The organism is Flavobacterium sp. RHBU_3 (assembly GCF_046613565.1).
In the GTDB taxonomy this organism is placed as follows: Bacteria; Bacteroidota; Bacteroidia; order Flavobacteriales; family Flavobacteriaceae; genus Flavobacterium.
Genome location: NZ_JBKJHC010000004.1, coordinates 161,508 through 178,757 on the forward strand (window position 1 = coordinate 161,508; position 17,250 = coordinate 178,757).

General features: G+C 42.6%; 14 protein-coding genes. 5 read left to right on the forward strand and 9 right to left on the reverse strand.

Annotated features, from left to right (window positions below; genetic code table 11):
• Positions 1-34 precede the first annotated feature (34 nt).
• From ACLI1A_RS06985 to ACLI1A_RS07010, 6 genes are all read right to left on the reverse strand, one after another.
• A complete protein-coding gene (locus tag ACLI1A_RS06985) occupies positions 35-403 on the reverse strand; it encodes a four helix bundle protein (protein ID WP_411407522.1) in 369 nt (122 codons plus the stop codon).
• A gap of 53 nt (positions 404-456) precedes the next feature.
• The gene (locus ACLI1A_RS06990) at positions 457-1,641 is read right to left on the reverse strand and encodes an acetyl-CoA C-acyltransferase (RefSeq protein ID WP_411407523.1); all 1,185 of its coding nucleotides are present in this window, start codon (positions 1,639-1,641) and stop codon (positions 457-459) included.
• Between the two features lie 118 nt (positions 1,642-1,759).
• A complete protein-coding gene (locus ACLI1A_RS06995) occupies positions 1,760-4,150 on the reverse strand; it encodes a 3-hydroxyacyl-CoA dehydrogenase/enoyl-CoA hydratase family protein (RefSeq protein WP_411407525.1) in 2,391 nt (796 codons plus the stop codon).
• A 62-nt stretch (positions 4,151-4,212) separates the two neighbouring features.
• Positions 4,213-4,662, reverse strand: a complete 450-nt coding sequence (locus ACLI1A_RS07000) for a MarR family winged helix-turn-helix transcriptional regulator (protein ID WP_411407527.1) — start codon at positions 4,660-4,662, stop codon at positions 4,213-4,215.
• Between the two features lie 195 nt (positions 4,663-4,857).
• Positions 4,858-5,400, reverse strand: a complete 543-nt coding sequence (locus tag ACLI1A_RS07005) for an RNA 2'-phosphotransferase (protein ID WP_411407529.1) — start codon at positions 5,398-5,400, stop codon at positions 4,858-4,860.
• 16 nt (positions 5,401-5,416) lie between these two features.
• Positions 5,417-6,604: a carboxypeptidase-like regulatory domain-containing protein gene (locus ACLI1A_RS07010; RefSeq protein WP_411407531.1), complete on the reverse strand. Its 1,188-nt coding sequence runs from the start codon at positions 6,602-6,604 to the stop codon at positions 5,417-5,419.
• Between the two features lie 234 nt (positions 6,605-6,838).
• Here ACLI1A_RS07010 and ACLI1A_RS07015 point away from each other — a divergent pair, with 234 nt between their 5' ends.
• The 3 genes from ACLI1A_RS07015 to ACLI1A_RS07025 all read left to right on the forward strand — a co-directional run bounded on the left by ACLI1A_RS07015 (position 6,839) and on the right by ACLI1A_RS07025 (position 8,721).
• Positions 6,839-7,462 carry a hypothetical protein gene (locus ACLI1A_RS07015; RefSeq protein WP_411407533.1) on the forward strand — a complete coding sequence of 208 codons (624 nt, stop codon included), beginning with the start codon at positions 6,839-6,841 and terminating at the stop codon, positions 7,460-7,462.
• Positions 7,463-7,547: 85 nt separating this feature from the next.
• Positions 7,548-8,126: a hypothetical protein gene (locus ACLI1A_RS07020; protein ID WP_411407535.1), complete on the forward strand. Its 579-nt coding sequence runs from the start codon at positions 7,548-7,550 to the stop codon at positions 8,124-8,126.
• Between the two features lie 49 nt (positions 8,127-8,175).
• Positions 8,176-8,721, forward strand: coding sequence for a hypothetical protein (locus ACLI1A_RS07025; protein ID WP_411407537.1), 546 nt, complete (start codon positions 8,176-8,178; stop codon positions 8,719-8,721).
• Positions 8,722-8,923: 202 nt separating this feature from the next.
• On the opposite strand, the gene ACLI1A_RS07030 is transcribed toward ACLI1A_RS07025, so the two are convergent.
• The 3 genes from ACLI1A_RS07030 to ACLI1A_RS07040 form a co-directional block, all read right to left on the reverse strand.
• Positions 8,924-10,702, reverse strand: a complete 1,779-nt coding sequence (locus ACLI1A_RS07030) for an AMP-dependent synthetase/ligase (RefSeq protein ID WP_411407539.1) — start codon at positions 10,700-10,702, stop codon at positions 8,924-8,926.
• 125 nt (positions 10,703-10,827) lie between these two features.
• A complete protein-coding gene (locus ACLI1A_RS07035) occupies positions 10,828-11,223 on the reverse strand; it encodes a hypothetical protein (protein WP_411407541.1) in 396 nt (131 codons plus the stop codon).
• A gap of 183 nt (positions 11,224-11,406) precedes the next feature.
• Positions 11,407-11,904: a GNAT family N-acetyltransferase gene (locus ACLI1A_RS07040; protein WP_411407543.1), complete on the reverse strand. Its 498-nt coding sequence runs from the start codon at positions 11,902-11,904 to the stop codon at positions 11,407-11,409.
• A 245-nt stretch (positions 11,905-12,149) separates the two neighbouring features.
• Between ACLI1A_RS07040 and ACLI1A_RS07045 the strand changes: the two genes are divergently transcribed.
• A complete protein-coding gene (locus ACLI1A_RS07045) occupies positions 12,150-13,358 on the forward strand; it encodes a hypothetical protein (RefSeq protein WP_411407545.1) in 1,209 nt (402 codons plus the stop codon).
• Between the two features lie 101 nt (positions 13,359-13,459).
• Positions 13,460-17,119: a phosphoribosylformylglycinamidine synthase gene (purL, locus tag ACLI1A_RS07050; RefSeq protein ID WP_411407547.1), complete on the forward strand. Its 3,660-nt coding sequence runs from the start codon at positions 13,460-13,462 to the stop codon at positions 17,117-17,119.
• The last annotated feature ends 131 nt before the right edge of the window (positions 17,120-17,250 follow it).

Sequence of the window (17,250 nt, forward strand, 5' to 3'; positions counted from 1 at the left end):
GATTTTAAGATAATAGATGATAGATGAAAGACGCCTACTCGGTACCAAGAGTATTTTGGAAACTCATCGTCATCCGTTGAAATTCTTCTATTTTATTTTCAATGGTTTGTGTTACTTCTTCCGAAATATATTGCCTGTGATTAGCAAGCAAGAGTTGCGTTTGCAGTTCAAATGATGAACCTAATGCGATATCTATAAAATGCCTGAACGATTTATTTGTACGGCTCGAACCTTCAGCAATATTTGATGGTATGGATATAGCACTACGATCCATTTGGTTTTTTAGTCCAAACTTTTCGTGAGGAGGAAACGTATCAGTAACATCAAGGATTAATCTTGCAATTTCCATTGCAGACTGCCAGATTTTCATCTTCTTGAAATTGTGTCTTTTAAAGTCACTCATCTATTGTCGCCTATCTCAGTCTATTATCTCTCATCTATTATCTTAAGGTCTTTTTACAGTATCTCAAACACCCCCGCAGCGCCCTGTCCGGTACCCACACACATGGTTACCATACCGTACTTATTGCCACGGCGTTTGGCCTCGTCAAACAACTGAACCGATAGCTTAGCACCGGTACAACCCAGCGGGTGACCCAATGCAATTGCACCGCCGTTTACGTTGATGATATCAGGGTTTAATCCAAGCTCACGGATTACAGCAAGCGACTGAGCAGCAAAGGCTTCGTTAAGCTCTATAAGTTCGATGTCGTTTTGGGTAAGTCCGGCAAGTTTCACTGCTTTTGGAATAGCCTTAACCGGGCCGATACCCATAATCCTTGGTTCTACACCTGCAGCGGCATAGCTTACCAGGCGGGCTATAGGCTCAAGGTTGAGTTCCTTAACCATGTCTTCGCTCATAATCAGTACAAAGGCAGCACCATCACTCATTTGAGATGATGTACCGGCGGTAACGCTACCATCGGCTGCAAAAACCGGTTTTAGTCGGCCTAATGCTTCTACTGAGGTATCGGCGCGTGGGCCTTCGTCTTTGGTTACGGTGTATGATTTGGTAGCCTTTTTACCGTTAGCATCTACATAAACCTGCTCTACGGTAATAGGCACTATCTGCTTGTCAAATTTACCTTCAGCCTGGGCTTTCAGCGCTTTTTGGTGCGACTGGTACCCAAACACGTCCTGGTCTTCACGGCTTACGCCAAACTGTTTTGCAACAGCCTCGGCGGTAAGTCCCATACCCCAGTAATAGTCTTCATGGCCTTGTTTTGCAATACTGTAATCCGGCACGGGCTTGTAACCACCCATAGGAATGTAGCTCATACTTTCAGCCCCACCTGCTATAATACACTCGGCCATACCGTTTTGTATTTTGGCAGTAGCCATAGCTATGGTTTCCAGCCCCGAAGCACAGTAGCGATTTACGGTAACCCCCGGAACATCAACAGTATCTAACCCTATAAGCGAGATGAAACGCCCAAAGTTAAGCCCCTGTTCAGCCTCCGGCATGGCATTGCCCACAATCACGTCGTCTATACGGCTTTTGTCGAAATCAGGCAGCTCTTTCATCATGTGCTGTATGGTTTCGGCGGCCAGCTCGTCGGGACGCTTGAACCTAAAAACTCCCTTGGGAGCCTTTCCTACCGCCGTGCGATAGGCTTTTACTATATATGCGGTCTTGGTCATTATTCTAAATTTTGAATTTTACATTTTGAATTATGTTGAACCTGACTCCGAGTCATTTAAAATTAACTTCGTTCAGTTCGCCTTTGGACTCGAGTTATAATTCAACATTCAAAATAAATTAGTTACGTAGCGGTTTACCCTTGGTTAACATAAATTGAATCCTTTCAAGTGTTTTCCTTTCTCCGCATAGAGATAAGAATGCCTCTCTTTCTAGGTCTAGCAGATATTGCTCACTCACAAGGGTAGCTTCGCTTAAATCGCCACCTGCCATAACATAGGCCAGTTTGTTGGCAATTTTCTTATCGTGCTCGCTTATGTAGTTACCGGCAGCCATACTATCAGTACCCACAAGGAACATACCCAGTGCCTGTTTGCCCAGTACTTTTACGTCCTTACGGCGGATAGGGGCAGTGTAGCCCGCTTCGGCCATAATCTTGGCGTATTTCTTGGCTTCGGCTATCTGGCGGTCTTTGTTTACCACCACAACGTCTTTGCCTTTTTGTAGGATACCCAGATCGTATGCTTCGTAAGCAGAGGTTGATACTTTAGCGGTACCTATGGTAAGGAAGTGCTCGCGCAGTACATTCAGTTCCACGTCGTCTTTGTGCCAAAGATCCGATGCACGCAGCGCCATTTCTTTAGAGCCACCACCGCCCGGAATAACGCCCACGCCAAATTCTACAAGGCCAATATAAGTTTCGGCAGCAGCCACAACTTTATCGGCATGCAGACTCATTTCGCAACCGCCACCAAGGGTCATGCCATGAGGAGCCACTACTACCGGTATAGATGAGTAGCGCACACGCATCATGGTGTCCTGGAATAGTTTAATGGCCATATTCAGCTCATCGTATTCCTGTTCTACCGCCATCATAAAAATCATGGCAAGGTTAGCACCCACCGAGAAGTTGGCCGCCTGGTTACCTATAACAAGGCCGTCGTATTCTTTTTCGGCAAGGTCTATGGCTTTGTTGATGCCCTGAAGTACACCTCCGCCTATGGTATTCATCTTGCTCTGGAACTCCAGGTTAAGGATGCCATCGCCCAGATCCTGGATAATGGCCTCACTGTTGCTCCACACTTTTTTGCTTTCGCGAATGTTGTTAAGTATGATAAACGCATCTTGTCCCGGCACTTTTTTGTGCGATTTAGATGCAATGTCGTAGTAATAGGTAGCACCGTCTTTAATAGTATAGAAGCTGTTTATACCTGCTGCAAGCATATCGTTTACCCACGCAGCGGCTTCAAGACCTTCGGCTTTAATAAGCTCAAGCCCTTTTTGTACACCTACGGCATCCCATATTTCAAACGGGCCGTTTTCCCAACCGAAACCGGCTTTCATGGCGTCGTCTATTTTATACAGGTCGTCTGTAATTTCGGGTACACGATGGCTTACATAAGCAAAGGTTCCCGCAAAGTTTTTACGGTAAAATTCACCAGCCTTGTCTTTTCCGCCTACCAGTACTTTAAACCTGTCTATAGGCTTGTCTATGGTCTTGGTTAGCTCAAGGGTAGCAAACGATGCTTTTTTCTGTGCGCGGTATTCCAGTGTATCCAGGTCGAGTGCCAGTATGTCTTTGTCTACTTTTTTGTAAAAACCCTGTCCGCTTTTGCTGCCCAGCCATTTGTTTTCCATCATCGTACTGATGAAACCCGGCAGTTTAAACAGTTCGTGCTGTTCATCATTAGGACAGTTTTCGTATAAACCATTGGCTACGTGTACCAGGGTGTCAAGCCCCACCACGTCTACGGTACGGAAGGTTGCACTTTTCGGCCTGCCAATAACAGGGCCGGTAAGCTTATCTACTTCCTCTATGGTAAGTCCCATTTCCTTAACCTGGTGGAACAGGCTCATAATACCGTAAATACCTATACGGTTGCCAATGAAGGCAGGAGTATCTTTTGCCACTACCGATGTTTTGCCCAGGTATTGCTCGCCATAATTGTTTAGGAAGGCAAGTGCCTCAGGGTCGGTTTTAGGGCCCGGAATGATTTCGAATAACTTAAGATAGCGCGGAGGGTTAAAGAAGTGTGTACCGCAGAAGTGTTTCTGGAAATCCTCGCTGCGACCCTCGCTCATAAATTGTATAGGAATACCCGATGTGTTAGAGGTAATCAGGGTACCCGGTTTGCGGTATTTTTCAACTTGTTCAAATACCTTTTGCTTAATGTCAAGCCTTTCAACTACTACCTCAATAATCCAGTCAACTTCGGCAAGTTTGTGCATATCGTCTTCGGTGTTTCCGGTAGATATACGACTGGCAAATTTTTGGTGGTAAATAGGAGAGGGCTTGCTTTTTAGTGAATTGGCCAAATGGTCGTTCACTATACGGTTCCTTACGGCTTTGTCAGTAAGGCTAAGGCCTTTCTTTTGCTCTGCTTCGGTAAGTTCCTTCGGCGGGATATCCAGCAGCAGCACTTCTACACCTATATTGGCAAAATGGGCCGCAATAGCGCTACCCATAACGCCGGAGCCTATTACGGCTGCCTTTTTAATAGTGCGTTTCATTCTTTATAATTCGAAGTTTGTGGTTTATAGTTTATAGTTGTTTGCTTGCCATTCGGCAATGCTTATTTTTTTTCTTCAGAGGCAAAAATCTGGCGCTCGGCTATCAGCTCGTTTATCTTTTCGGCCACTTCCATAAAGGCATCCAGTTTGTCCTGTGGTATGTGCTGCTTTATCACGTCGTTAAACGTAAGCACCACCTGTTTACTAAGGTCGCGTTTTTCCTTACCCTGTTTGGTAAGGTGTATCAGTACACCGCGTCCGTCTACCGGGTTTTTCTTGCGTACTATCAGCCCTTTGTCTTCCATACTTTTTAGGGTACGGGTAAGGCTGGTAGGCTCCATGCCCATTTGTGGCCCCAGTGCAGTGCTGGGTATACCGTTTTCCTTATCAATGCTCAGCAGGGCAAACCCTACCGACATGGTGGCACCGTACTTAGAAGCCTCTTCATTATACATCCTTGATACAGCCTGCCAGGTAGCCCTTAGCGTATAGTCAATAGTTTTATCTTTCATAGAACTTGTGTTTCAAATATACAAAAAAATATTATGCACGCATATTAAATTAAAAATATTTTTATCTGTCCTTAAAAATTATCGGCTTAAAATTATACATAATGCTATGCATGCCTTAGTAAATATAAGGATTTTTTAGATTTGGCAGTAAAAGAAAAATCACCCGCGTGGGGTGATATGTCTGTTTTTATGTTATTATTTTACTAAAAACTCTGCCGGAACTTCATCGGTAAGCCAAACACCATTCTCGGATATGAAGAAATTGTAACCATTGCGGTGCATTTCCCCCGCTTTTACTTCAAATATATACGGTTTGCCGTGGCGGCTGCCTACATTGTGTGCCGTGTCTGTTGTGGCGCTAAGGTGTACGTGGGTACGGTTTTGTTTCAGGATGCCTTTTTCTAAAATGCTGTCTTTGTGCTTAAGCGCTGTGCCGTGGTACAGTAATTCCGGAGGTTGTTGTGGAACGTAGCCCGGGTCTATGTCTACCGAGTGCCCCTGGCTTGCCCTGATTTTACTTCCGTCTTCATTAAAGGCAAAACGTTTTTTGTTATTGGTGTCTACTACAACGTTGAGGATTTCCCGGTTTATGGCTTCACCTTTAAGGTTCATTTGTGCCAGTAGCGTATCTACATCCGTCCAGCCGTTTTCATCGAGGGTAATGCCTATGGTTTCGGGGGCATGGCGCAGTATAAGACTCAGGAATTTACTAATGTGTTTTATGTGTTTTTCGTTCATTGGTGGGTAGGCCGTGTTATTTTACGGTTTCCAGGTTTTTTATTACCGATTCTTCTTCGGTGGTTAGTGGTATGGCATTGGCGGTTTTCCAAAACTCTTCGGTGTAGTTTGTACCGGCTTTAAACAGGCTTTTCTCTTTAAAGCGCTTGCTGCGGTCAAAATCAAATTCGCCTTCTTTGTAGTCCATAACCAGGTTGTCGCTCATAAACAGGAAGGTGTTGTCTATATCATCGCGGAAGGTTATTTTTACATCAAACAAATGCCTGTTGTACGTCATAATATATTTGTCACCATCGAGCTTAAAGGAAGTCTTTTTCTGGTGGTCGTATACCGTAAACTTCAGGCTGAAAAGTTTGATGTTTATTTCCTTAGCATATTTCTTATGCGATTCGGCTGTTTTTACATCCACATCCAGTATCAGTTCGGTAGCGGTGTCGTATATTATGGTTCCTTCGTATAATAGGCCTTCGTAATCAGGATTTGGGATAATTTTTACAATGTTAATGCTCTTGCCGTCATTGCCGGTTCTTGTTTTTATCTCAAAGGTGTAAACAGGACTTGCCAAAATTCTTTTTGCCATTTTCAGGTTGTACCCGTCTGCTATAGATTCATCTACCTCAAACATGGTTAATGCATCTATAGCCTCAGTACTTTCGGGGGTATTACTTTTAGCATCGGCCAGGCGTACGGCGCGGCTTTGCTTTACATAAACATCAGCCTTGCCCGATTTGTTTTTTACGTTAAAGTCCAGTAGCCCGTCCGAAAACTTGGTGTAGGTGCCGTCTACCTTTATAAACTCGCGGTAATAGGTGTTAAGCAGCAGTGATTTTTCCAGGCGTTTCTTGGTTTTATCTACTACCTGTTTCAGCATTTGCTGAGGGGTAAGATTGCTTACCACTACTTCTTCCAGCTCTATGCCCGATGGTTCCAGGAAAATATCTTCCTGGCCGAACTGTTCTTTTTTAATGGTGTAATCGCGGTACGACAGGTGGCTTATGGTAACCTGGGTAACGCTCTGTGGTACCGTAATACGGAAAGTTCCCTCGCTGTTGCTTACGGTAACAATATTGGTGCCGTCTGCCGAAATGGTAGCCAGTTCTATGGGCTGGTTGGTACTAATGTCTTTAAGGGTGCCTTTAATGGTGGTTTGGGCAAAAGAAACCGCTGTTACAAACAGCAGCAGTGCAAGTAGTTTTTTGTGCATTTTAGGTGGTTTTAATGCTTGCTAATATACTGTTTTTATGCAAATTTTTTTCTTTTGTTTTCGGTATTAAATTATACATTTGTAAGAGTAAAGATAGACTTGTAACCAACAACCACGCAGGTATTTTATGCTGCGGCGCACATCTTTATTATTCACAGTTTTTTACGTTTTTTAGTCTTGGGCTTTTTGTTTAAGGCATAGTTGTATTGTAACCATCACATTCGTTATATCTATATGAAAAAGAATACCATAAAATTAGGCGTGCTTACGGCATTGTTAGCCGGCGGGGTAATAGTTGTTTCTTATGCATCCGGGAACAAGCTGTTTTCGGGGCATAAGGAAATACAGGCACAGGAGTATAAAACCCAACTGATGTATGTTGAGGTAGCTAATGAGGATGCCCAGGCGGGATTCGACCTGGAGCATAATATTTCGGGAAAGCAGGACGATACAAAAGTGGGTTGGGAGTATTTTGACGGACTTTACAAGCCGTCATTGTCTGCTACGGCTAAGCAGCAGTTGGCTTACGCCATACTGGTTAAGAAAGACCTTATAGGCGCGGTGAAAAACAACCCGGATGATGCCAATAATGTTGCAGCTTTAAAGAAATATGTAGGCGTGCTTGCAGAAACAAAATATACAGGCTTTACCGCGCTGTACTATGCCCTTGATGCCCTAGAGGCCGCGGGCGAAACCGAATTTGTACACAAAACAGCTCAGGTTGTGTATGGCTATGGCAAGAATGAATCCTGGCATACTGATGTTATTAAAGGTGGTGTAAGCACTGTAGGTAAACAGGATTATTATAATAAAGTAGTGAGCGACTTTACGTTTGTAGATAAAATAAAGTTGATGTAAATATACAAGCCCGGTTTTCCGGGTTTTATTTTTTACTTACGTAAAAAGGGATGTATATTACTAACCAACAACAAAATAAATTATTATGGAAATTAAAGTTGTCAAAGAATTTATAACAGCATTTATAGAAAGTGAATATGATTGCAACCGTAATGAATATATATCTTCCGTAACCGATGAGGAATTTGATGTGTTGAAAAGCAGAGCACTTACATTTTATCATTCAATCGAATCACGTAATTTGTTTATAAGAGGGATTGCCGCAGAAAACCTTCAATATTTTACGGCAGAGCAAATAAAAGCGTTTGAAAAAAATTCATTAGATGCTGTTCCCCGAACCTTATTTCAAATCAAGCACTATCAAAACCCTATATTAGGAGATGTCTTAAAGCGAATTGTAGTAGGTGATGATTTGTATGCCTGTTATGTGAGTTATACGGAGGATACTGGGAGTCCTTTAGATTACGCAAGAATTTTTTACATTGCCAATACTGATGAAGGGCTTAAAATAATCTATTACATCAGGTACAATTTAAGAACTTTCAAATGGGAGCATGCCCATGATTTAGAAGCCGGACAGGTATTAACCTCTGGCCAGCTTATAGAGGTTGAAAAATACCATGCACCGGAAGAAGAAACAAGCCTGGCGGATTATAATTCATAGATTTTCAGGTTTTTAAAATATGGAAATAACAAACGTTTAATTAAAAATAATGGAAGAGATTATAAAGTTTTTAGAACATTTTTTTTCAGTCGAAAGTATTGCACATACAGAATACAGAAAAATAGATAATGTTGAAAATTACCTTAACTCGTTAAAAGAACTCAATTTATTAACTATTAATGATAAGGTGGATAGTGAAATTGGCTTTGGGTTATCGTCTATGTTTAAACAACATAGCAAGGTGTTTTTAGACAATATGGATTTATTACCCCAAATATGTAAACGTCATCTATACAAAATATCAGAATATAACCATCCCACATATGGAAAAGTATGGGCTTGTTATGTTTCTGTAGCAAATCCTGTTACAGTCAAGGTCAAATCAATATCAAGTTGTTTGTTTATTTCTAAAATTGATGATAATTTAAAAATTGTAGCTTTATTCAATATTGATAGAAACACTAACAAATGGGCCTTAAGGGGGGGAGTAGAAAATATCGAATATTATAAATTAGGCAAGCCAGTAGCTATAGAAAGGCTTATGAGCCCTGAAAATGATGAGTGGAGCGTAGAGGAATATAGTAAAGACCGATAAAAGGCATTTTCCGGATTTGTTTTGATTGATGGTGTATAGATAATGGTTATTATATTGAAATAGAATATTAAACAGATAAAAAAACCGAAGCCCTTATAAGGCTTCGTTTTTTATGTCTGTTTAAACGGTATGTCTGTATATTAAGATTCTCCGGAAATCTAAGATTCTAATTGTCTAAAAATCCAATAATCCAAAAGAAAATCTATCTGTCCCCGCCGTATATCTTATCATACAGGGTTTTATATTTTTCTTTAATCTGCTTTCGTTTCAGTTTCAGGGTAGGGGTCATTTCGCCGCCCTCTACGCTCCAAACTTCTGGGGTTATCTCAAATTTTTTCACCTGCTCCCAGTGGCCAAATTTTTTGTTTATGGCCTCTATTTCCTCCTGCAGGCGGTCGTGTACCTCCTTACTGTTGGCTATGTCGGCATTGCTTTCCAGTTTAAGACCATGGCGGGCAGCCCATTGTTTTGTAAATGCAAAATCAGGCTGAATAAAGGCAGCAGGCATTTTTTCGCCTTCGCCTATAACCATAATCTGCTCTATAAAGCGGCTTTGCTTCATGGCGTTTTCTATAAGCTGCGGTGCCACATACTTACCACCCGATGTTTTAAACATTTCCTTTTTCCTGTCGGTTATCTTCAGGAAGCCTTCGCTGTCTATCTCGCCTATATCCCCCGTATGGAAGTACCCATCGGTAATGGCTTCGGCGGTTTTTTCAGGGTCGTTGTAGTAGCCCATCATTACGCTGTCGCTTTTGGTAAGTATTTCACCGTCTTCGGCTATTTTTACCTCCACGCCTATAAGTGGTTTGCCCACCGTGCCTATTTTAAAGCCACGGTTTCGCATATCGTTTACTGCAATAACCGGAGAGGTTTCGGTAAGGCCGTAACCCTCCATAACCGGAATTTCGGCAGCAGCAAACACGCGGGCCAACCGTGGTTGTATGGCAGCACTACCGCTTACCATAAGCCCCAGGCGACCGCCAAGACCGGCTTTCCATTTGCTAAAAATAAGCTTACGGGCTATTTTTAGTTTAAACTCGTACCAGGCGCCGTTAGCTCCATACGGTTCATAGGCATGGCCTACGTCTACCGCCCAGAAGAACAGCTTGCGCTTAATGCCTGTAAGCTCGCTGCCTTTGGCTATAATGGCGTCGTATACTTTTTCCAGCAGCCTTGGTACGGCAGTAATTACGTCGGGCTGGCATTCTTTTATGTTGGCACTTACTTTTTCTATGCTTTCGGCAAAGTATATAGATACACCTACGTACTGGTAAATGTACAGTATCATACGTTCGTAAATGTGGCATACGGGCAGGAAGCTCAGCGAACGGCTTTTGCCTTTTTCAAACGGTACGCGCTCCTCGCTCATCAGTACATTGCTTACAATGTTTTTGTGCGAAAGCATTACACCCTTTGGCCTTCCGGTAGTACCCGATGTGTATATTATGGTAGCAAGGTCATCGGTAGATATGCTGTTTTTTATAGCGTCTACTTCGCCCTGGTTAGAGGTGTCTTTGCCCAGTTCCAGTATTTCTTCCCAGTTTTTGCAGCCGTTTACCTGCTCAAATGAGTAGATTTCCTTTAACGACGGCACTTTACTTTTAACCGAACTGATTTTCTGGAACAAGTCCTCGTTTGAAACAATGCAGTACTGCGCCCCCGAATGGTTTAGTATATACTCAAAATCCTCTTCGGCTATGGTAGGGTATACCGGTACGTTTTGTGCGCCGGTTTGCAGTATGCCTATATCGGTTATGTTCCACTCGGTGCGGTTGTTGTGCGCTATTACGGCTATTTTATCGTCCTTTTTTATGCCCATGCGCAGCAGCCCACGGCTAAAAGCATTGGCTTTGTCTATATATTCCTGCGTAGAGGTGGCTACCCATTTATCGTTGTACTTGGTTACAAGCGCTTCGCTAAGGTTGTATTTTTCAAGCTGGTAGTATGGGAAATCAAACAGGCGTGTTACTGCGTTCATATAAGTTTGTCGTTGTCAGTATATCTACTGCAAATTATGAAAAAAAAATTATTCAGGCTTAAAATTAGGATAATAAAATTATGCACGCATAATTTTTTTGAAATTTTCATTTCAACTGTTAAAAATTAACCTTTGGCGGTGCCTTTGTCCTTTATACGGTTAAAAACAACGCCAATGTAATAATACGCTATTACCACTATACCCAGCGAAAAGGGGATAACGGCATAGTAGCGCAGGCTGTCGTCTTTACTAAAAAACTCGGTAAGCATCCAGTAAAAGTTGGCCATAATCCAAAACGCCACGGCTACGTTGTGTAGCAGTTCGCTAACAATGTGGCGGGTTTGCCAGGTAATAATCAGCGCGGCGGCTATGGTGGGGACTATCATAATTAGACCCAGGGGTTTCCAGAGCATTACCCAGCACAGGTCTTTCAGTAACCAAAAAACAATATGCAGGTTCTCCAGCCGGCGGTAGCGCAGCGGTATAGAATAAAGCGGTTCCTGTGGGGGAGTGGGGTGCATGTGGCTTATGGCTTATGGGTTATGCGGTGATTCGGTAATTTGGTAATTCGAGTTATTGTGTGCAACAAGTCACTTTGTGAACCTTGTGGTGAAAAATTTCTCACAAAGCCGCTAAGTCGCCAAGATGTGTCTGCACGATAGAATACGGGAGCGAAATTAATAAAATTAGGGTAATTAATGTGCTTAGCGGTTAATGCTGTACACTACGCCGTCTTCGCCTTCAAAATCGAAGAAGTTGCGCAGCTTCATGCCGCATTTTTCCAGTACGCGGATGCTGGCGCTGTTTGCCTCCATGGCGCGGCCCACAATTTCGGTAATGGCGGGCTGTGTAAAACCCCATTGTACCGATGCCAGTGCCGCTTCGGTGGCATAGCCGTTTCCCCAGTATTTTTTAAAGAACCGGAAACCTAAATCGTGCTCCTTTGTATCTTCAGAGTACTTGAGTCCGCACCAGCCCAGGAACGCGTTGTCTTCTTTCCGGATGACCGCCCAGCGGCCAAAACCGTATTTTTTGTATACGTTTTGGTAATTGGTTAAAAATACGCGGGCGGCTTCTACGCTTTCAAATACGCTGTCGCCGGTGTATTGCAGCACATCTGGGTCCAGGTTCAGTTCGTAAAAGTGTTGTGCGTCGGTTTCGGTAAGGTTGCGCAGCAGCAGGCGAGGGGTTTGGGTTATCATAGGTTTTGACACTAAGGTTTGTACTAAGGTATCAAAAATAAATGTATGTGGTAGGATGCTTTTTATGTGCCAAATCCTTAAGATGTTAGATTTTTAATTTTTTCGTGGCTGTACTTATTATAGTTTTCCTTGAACTCTATAAATGTGTTTGTTAGGTGTTTAAATTGTTGATGAGAGTATTTTAGTCGGTAATATATATAATTAAAAAATAAAGATTATTTTAGATTTATTATTAAAACTCAACCATGACAGCAAATTTTTTTTCTAAAGAAGAAAATATATTCGAGGATTTTAAAGAACTTATTACCGAAGAAATTTTAAATGGTAAATCAATTATTATAAATCTTGAGGAATTACAAGAGCGATTAAACTCTCTAGAGAACATACTGCAGGAAAAACTGTTTATCGAAGATAAATTTTGGGAAAACACATTTTATATATATCTAAATTTAACACTTAGTAAGTTTTATGATTCATTCCGCATAAGAAAATTTGATAACGATGTGCTTTATTTCTCTTTCAGAAAGTATATTGAATTCTTAATATACTTATCTAATAATACATTGAAAGTAAAATCCACTAAAGAACACCTTGAAAACTTCAATAATATAATTTCACTTTCAGATTTTGAGTCGAAGATTGATCCTTATTATGAATTTGAATTAAACCCTCCTAAAGAATACAAGAGTATTAAGCAGTTTGAGGAATCTATTGGACGAAGGATGGGTATAGAGAAGAATGAGTTAAGTGGAGTGGTCTATATAAAAGAGGATTATAATGGAATACTCATTTACTGTAATGGGTATGTTGCAAAAAGAATAATATGGAATGATAATACATTCAGTTTTTTTGTAGAAGAATCTATATTTTATATTTCATTGCAAATCATTTACTACAAAAATGTTAAGAGAGTAGTATCTGAAGACTTCTCGTTATCTTTATATTATATTTTATCTGCTTTTAAGAGAATTGATGGACTGACTTTTGAAATAGAAGATCTGTCAAAAGGAAGCATTATAAGTAAATTGAAATTGTGGTTAAAAGATGAAAAAACAAAAGAACAAACAATAGACCTACTTAAGAAAGGAAAAGACGCAACAATTGCATACTATATTGATTCAAAACTTTCAAATCTCGAAAAAGAAAGAAAGGAAATTGAAAAACTACAAGAAGAAGTAGAGATTCTAAAAAGAGATAAAACACAAAAATTAACTAATGAACAATATCAATTGAAAACAAGCTATGAATTAGAAAAAGCCAGATTAGAAAATGAAGCTTCTAGACTATCAAATCTAAAAGCAAGTTTAGAAATTGCCGATATGGCGGCTGAACTAATGAAGAAAGGAATTTTATGCTCAAAAGATGTTGAAATGTACATTAATGATAATCTATATTTTAGAAAGGAAGGAAATGAAACAAATTTCTCGAATGTAAATGTAAATAATATTACATAGAATGTTATTCAATTAAAAAAGAGTATAACATCCACAAATCAACTTTCGCAGAAACAAATAATTCCTTAATTTTGCGCCTTTAAACAACAACACACTACTCTATGATCCATTTCTTCGGAAACCAGACCAATACAGTGTTTGCGGTACAGGCGCAAAACGAACTTTCGGCTGAGGACATTTCAAAACTTAACTGGCTTTTTGGCGACGCACATAAAATAGAGAAATCCGTACTTACGGATTTTTTTGTTGGGCCGCGCGCCACAATGATCACTCCGTGGAGTACTAATGCTGTGGAGATTACCCAAAACATGGGTATTGAAGGCATTATACGTATTGAAGAATTTTTTAAGGTAGATGAGGCCGACGCCAAGTTTGACCCGATGCTTTCGCAAAAGTACAACGGCCTTGGGCAGGACATTTACACCATTAACATACAGCCGGAGCCTATCCTGGAGATAGACGACATAGCGGCATACAACGAAAAAGAAGGCCTTTCGCTTAGCAGCGAGGAGGTAGAGTACCTGAACAACCTTGCCACAAAACTGGGCAGGAAACTGACAGACAGCGAGGTTTTCGGCTTTAGCCAGGTAAACTCAGAGCACTGCCGCCACAAGATATTTAACGGTACGTTTGTGATTGACGGCGAGGAGAAACCTTCATCACTTTTCAAGCTGATTAAAAAAACAAGTCAGGAAAACCCTAACGATATTGTTTCGGCATACAAAGACAACGTAGCGTTTATAAAAGGCCCACGCGTGCAGCAGTTTGCCCCTAAGAGTGCTGACAAACCTGATTTCTACGAAATCAAGGAATTTGATTCGGTTATCTCGGTAAAGGCCGAAACGCACAACTTCCCTACTACGGTAGAGCCGTTTAACGGTGCTGCTACAGGTAGCGGTGGAGAGATTCGCGACAGGCTTGCGGGTGGACAGGGTTCACTGCCACTTGCGGGTACAGCAGTGTACATGACTGCTTACTCTCGTCTTGAAGAGACACGCCCTTGGGAAAACGGCATGGCCGAGCGCAAATGGCTGTACCAAACCCCAATGGACATCCTTATAAAAGCATCTAACGGTGCATCTGATTTTGGTAACAAATTCGGGCAGCCGCTAATTACGGGTTCGGTACTTACATTCGAACACGAAGAAGATGCCCGCAAACTTGGTTTTGACAAAGTGATTATGCTTGCAGGCGGTATCGGTTACGGTAAGGAAAGCCAGAGCAAAAAACAAAAACCACAGGAAGGTGATAAAGTAGTTATCCTTGGTGGCGAAAACTACCGCATAGGTATGGGTGGTGCTGCGGTATCATCTGCCGATACGGGTGCGTTTGCATCGGGTATTGAGCTGAATGCCGTGCAACGTAGTAACCCTGAAATGCAAAAACGTGCTGCCAATGCCGTTCGTGGTTTGGTAGAAAGCGATACCAACCCTATAGTGTCTATCCACGACCACGGTGCGGGCGGACACCTGAACTGTCTTTCTGAGCTTGTGGAGGAAACCGGCGGACTTATCGACCTTGATAAACTGCCTGTGGGCGACCCTACACTTTCTGCCAAAGAAATCATTGGTAACGAAAGCCAGGAGCGTATGGGGCTTGTTATTGGCAAAGAAGATATTGAAACCCTACAGCGCATTGCCGACCGTGAGCGCTCTCCTATGTATACCGTAGGTGATGTAACAGGCGACCACCGCTTTACCTTTAAGAGTGCTACCACAGGTGCCAAGCCGATGGATTTTGCCCTTGAAGATATGTTTGGCTCATCGCCAAAAACCATAATGACTGATAAAACGGTTGCTGCTAACTACAGTGGCCTTGAATATACCCAGGAAAACATACACACTTACCTTAACCAGTTGCTTCAGCTTGAGGCTGTGGCTTGTAAAGACTGGCTTACCAATAAGGTAGACCGTTGTGTGGGCGGACGCGTAGCCAAGCAGCAATGTGCAGGGCCAATCCAACTTCCGCTGAACAACGTGGGTGTTATGGCGCTGGATTTTGCCGGAAAAGAAGGTATTGCTACTACCATAGGCCACTCGCCGGTATCGGCACTGGTAGACCCTGCTGCGGCAAGCCGCACTGCTATTGCAGAATCGCTTAGTAACATTGTTTTTGCTCCGCTAAAAGACGGCCTTAAAAGCGTATCGCTTTCGGCAAACTGGATGTGGGCATGTAAAAACGAAGGTGAAGATGCAAGGCTATACGAAGCTGTAGAAGCCTGTTCAGAATTTGCTATCGAACTTGGCATCAACATCCCTACGGGTAAGGACTCGCTTTCTATGAAGCAGAAATACCCTGACGGAGACGTTATTGCGCCGGGTACGGTAATCATCTCGGCTGCGGGTAACTGTAACGATATTACCAAAGTGGTAGAGCCGGTACTAAAACGCAACGGTGGCAGTATTTACTACATCAACCTGAGCAACGACAGCTTTAAACTGGGCGGATCTTCTTTTGCACAGATACTAAACAAAGTAGGTAACGAAGTACCTACCATTACTGATGCTGCCAACTTTAAGTCGGCTTTCAATACTATTCAGGATTTAATAAAAGACGGCAAAATTGCAGCCGGTCACGATATAGGCAGCGGTGGCCTTATTACCACCCTGCTTGAAATGAGCTTTGCCGAAGTAAACCTTGGCGCTGCTTACGACCTTACCAACCTTGAGGAGGCTGATACCGTTAAGGTACTATTCTCTGAAAACATTGGTCTTGTGCTACAGGCAGATGCTTCTATAGAGGCGCAACTTGCCGCTAACGGCGTTAACTTTACCAAGATAGGTGAAGTGAAGGAAGGCGCTGTGGTAACCGTGAAAAACGGTGCTGCCGAACTTACCTTTAACATTGCCGAAACCCGCGATACATGGTACAAAACATCGTACCTGCTGGACAAAAAACAAACAGCTAACGATAAAGCTACCGAGCGTTACAACAACTATAAAGTTCAACCGCTTAGCTATAACTTCCCGGCGCAGTTTACCGGTAAGAAAGTAGCCATTGATGCCAGCAAGCCAAGGCCAAAAGCAGCCATTATCCGTGAAAAGGGTAGTAACTCTGAGCGCGAAATGGCAAACGCCATGTACCTTGCAGGTTTTGACGTAAAAGACGTTCACATGACCGACCTTATATCAGGTCGTGAGACGCTTGAGGACATACAGTTTATAGGTGCTGTGGGTGGTTTCTCTAACTCAGATGTACTGGGTTCGGCTAAGGGCTGGGCGGGTGCATTTTTGTACAACGAAAAAGCCCGTACGGCGCTGGAAAACTTCTTTAAGCGTGAAGATACCCTATCGGTAGGTATATGTAACGGTTGCCAGCTGTTTGTAGAGCTGGGCCTTATAAACCCTGACCACGAAAACAAACCGAAAATGCTGCATAACGACAGCCACAAGCACGAAAGCGGCTTTACATCGGTTACGGTACAGGAAAACACTTCGGTAATGCTTAGCACGCTTGCGGGCAGCACCCTGGGTGTATGGATTAGCCACGGTGAGGGTAAATTCAGCCTGCCGTATAGCGAAGACCAGTACAATGTGGTAGCCAAGTACGCACACGAAGGTTACCCGGCTAACCCTAACGGTTCGGCGTACAACGTAGCCATGATGGCAAGCAACGATGGCCGCCACCTGGTTATGATGCCGCACATAGAGCGTTCTATGTTCCAGTGGAACTGGGCGTACTACCCGGAAGGGCGCCAGGACGAGGTTACGCCTTGGCACGAAGCGTTTGTTAACGCGCGTGAGTGGATAGAACAACGTTAATTAGTGGATTTGTTGATTCGTTAATTCGGAAAAGACAGAAGACCTAAGATAATAGATGATAGACGCCTCCAGGAATGGGGGCGTTTTTTTATGATCTACAAATACTATTTTTTATTTATATTTATCTTTAA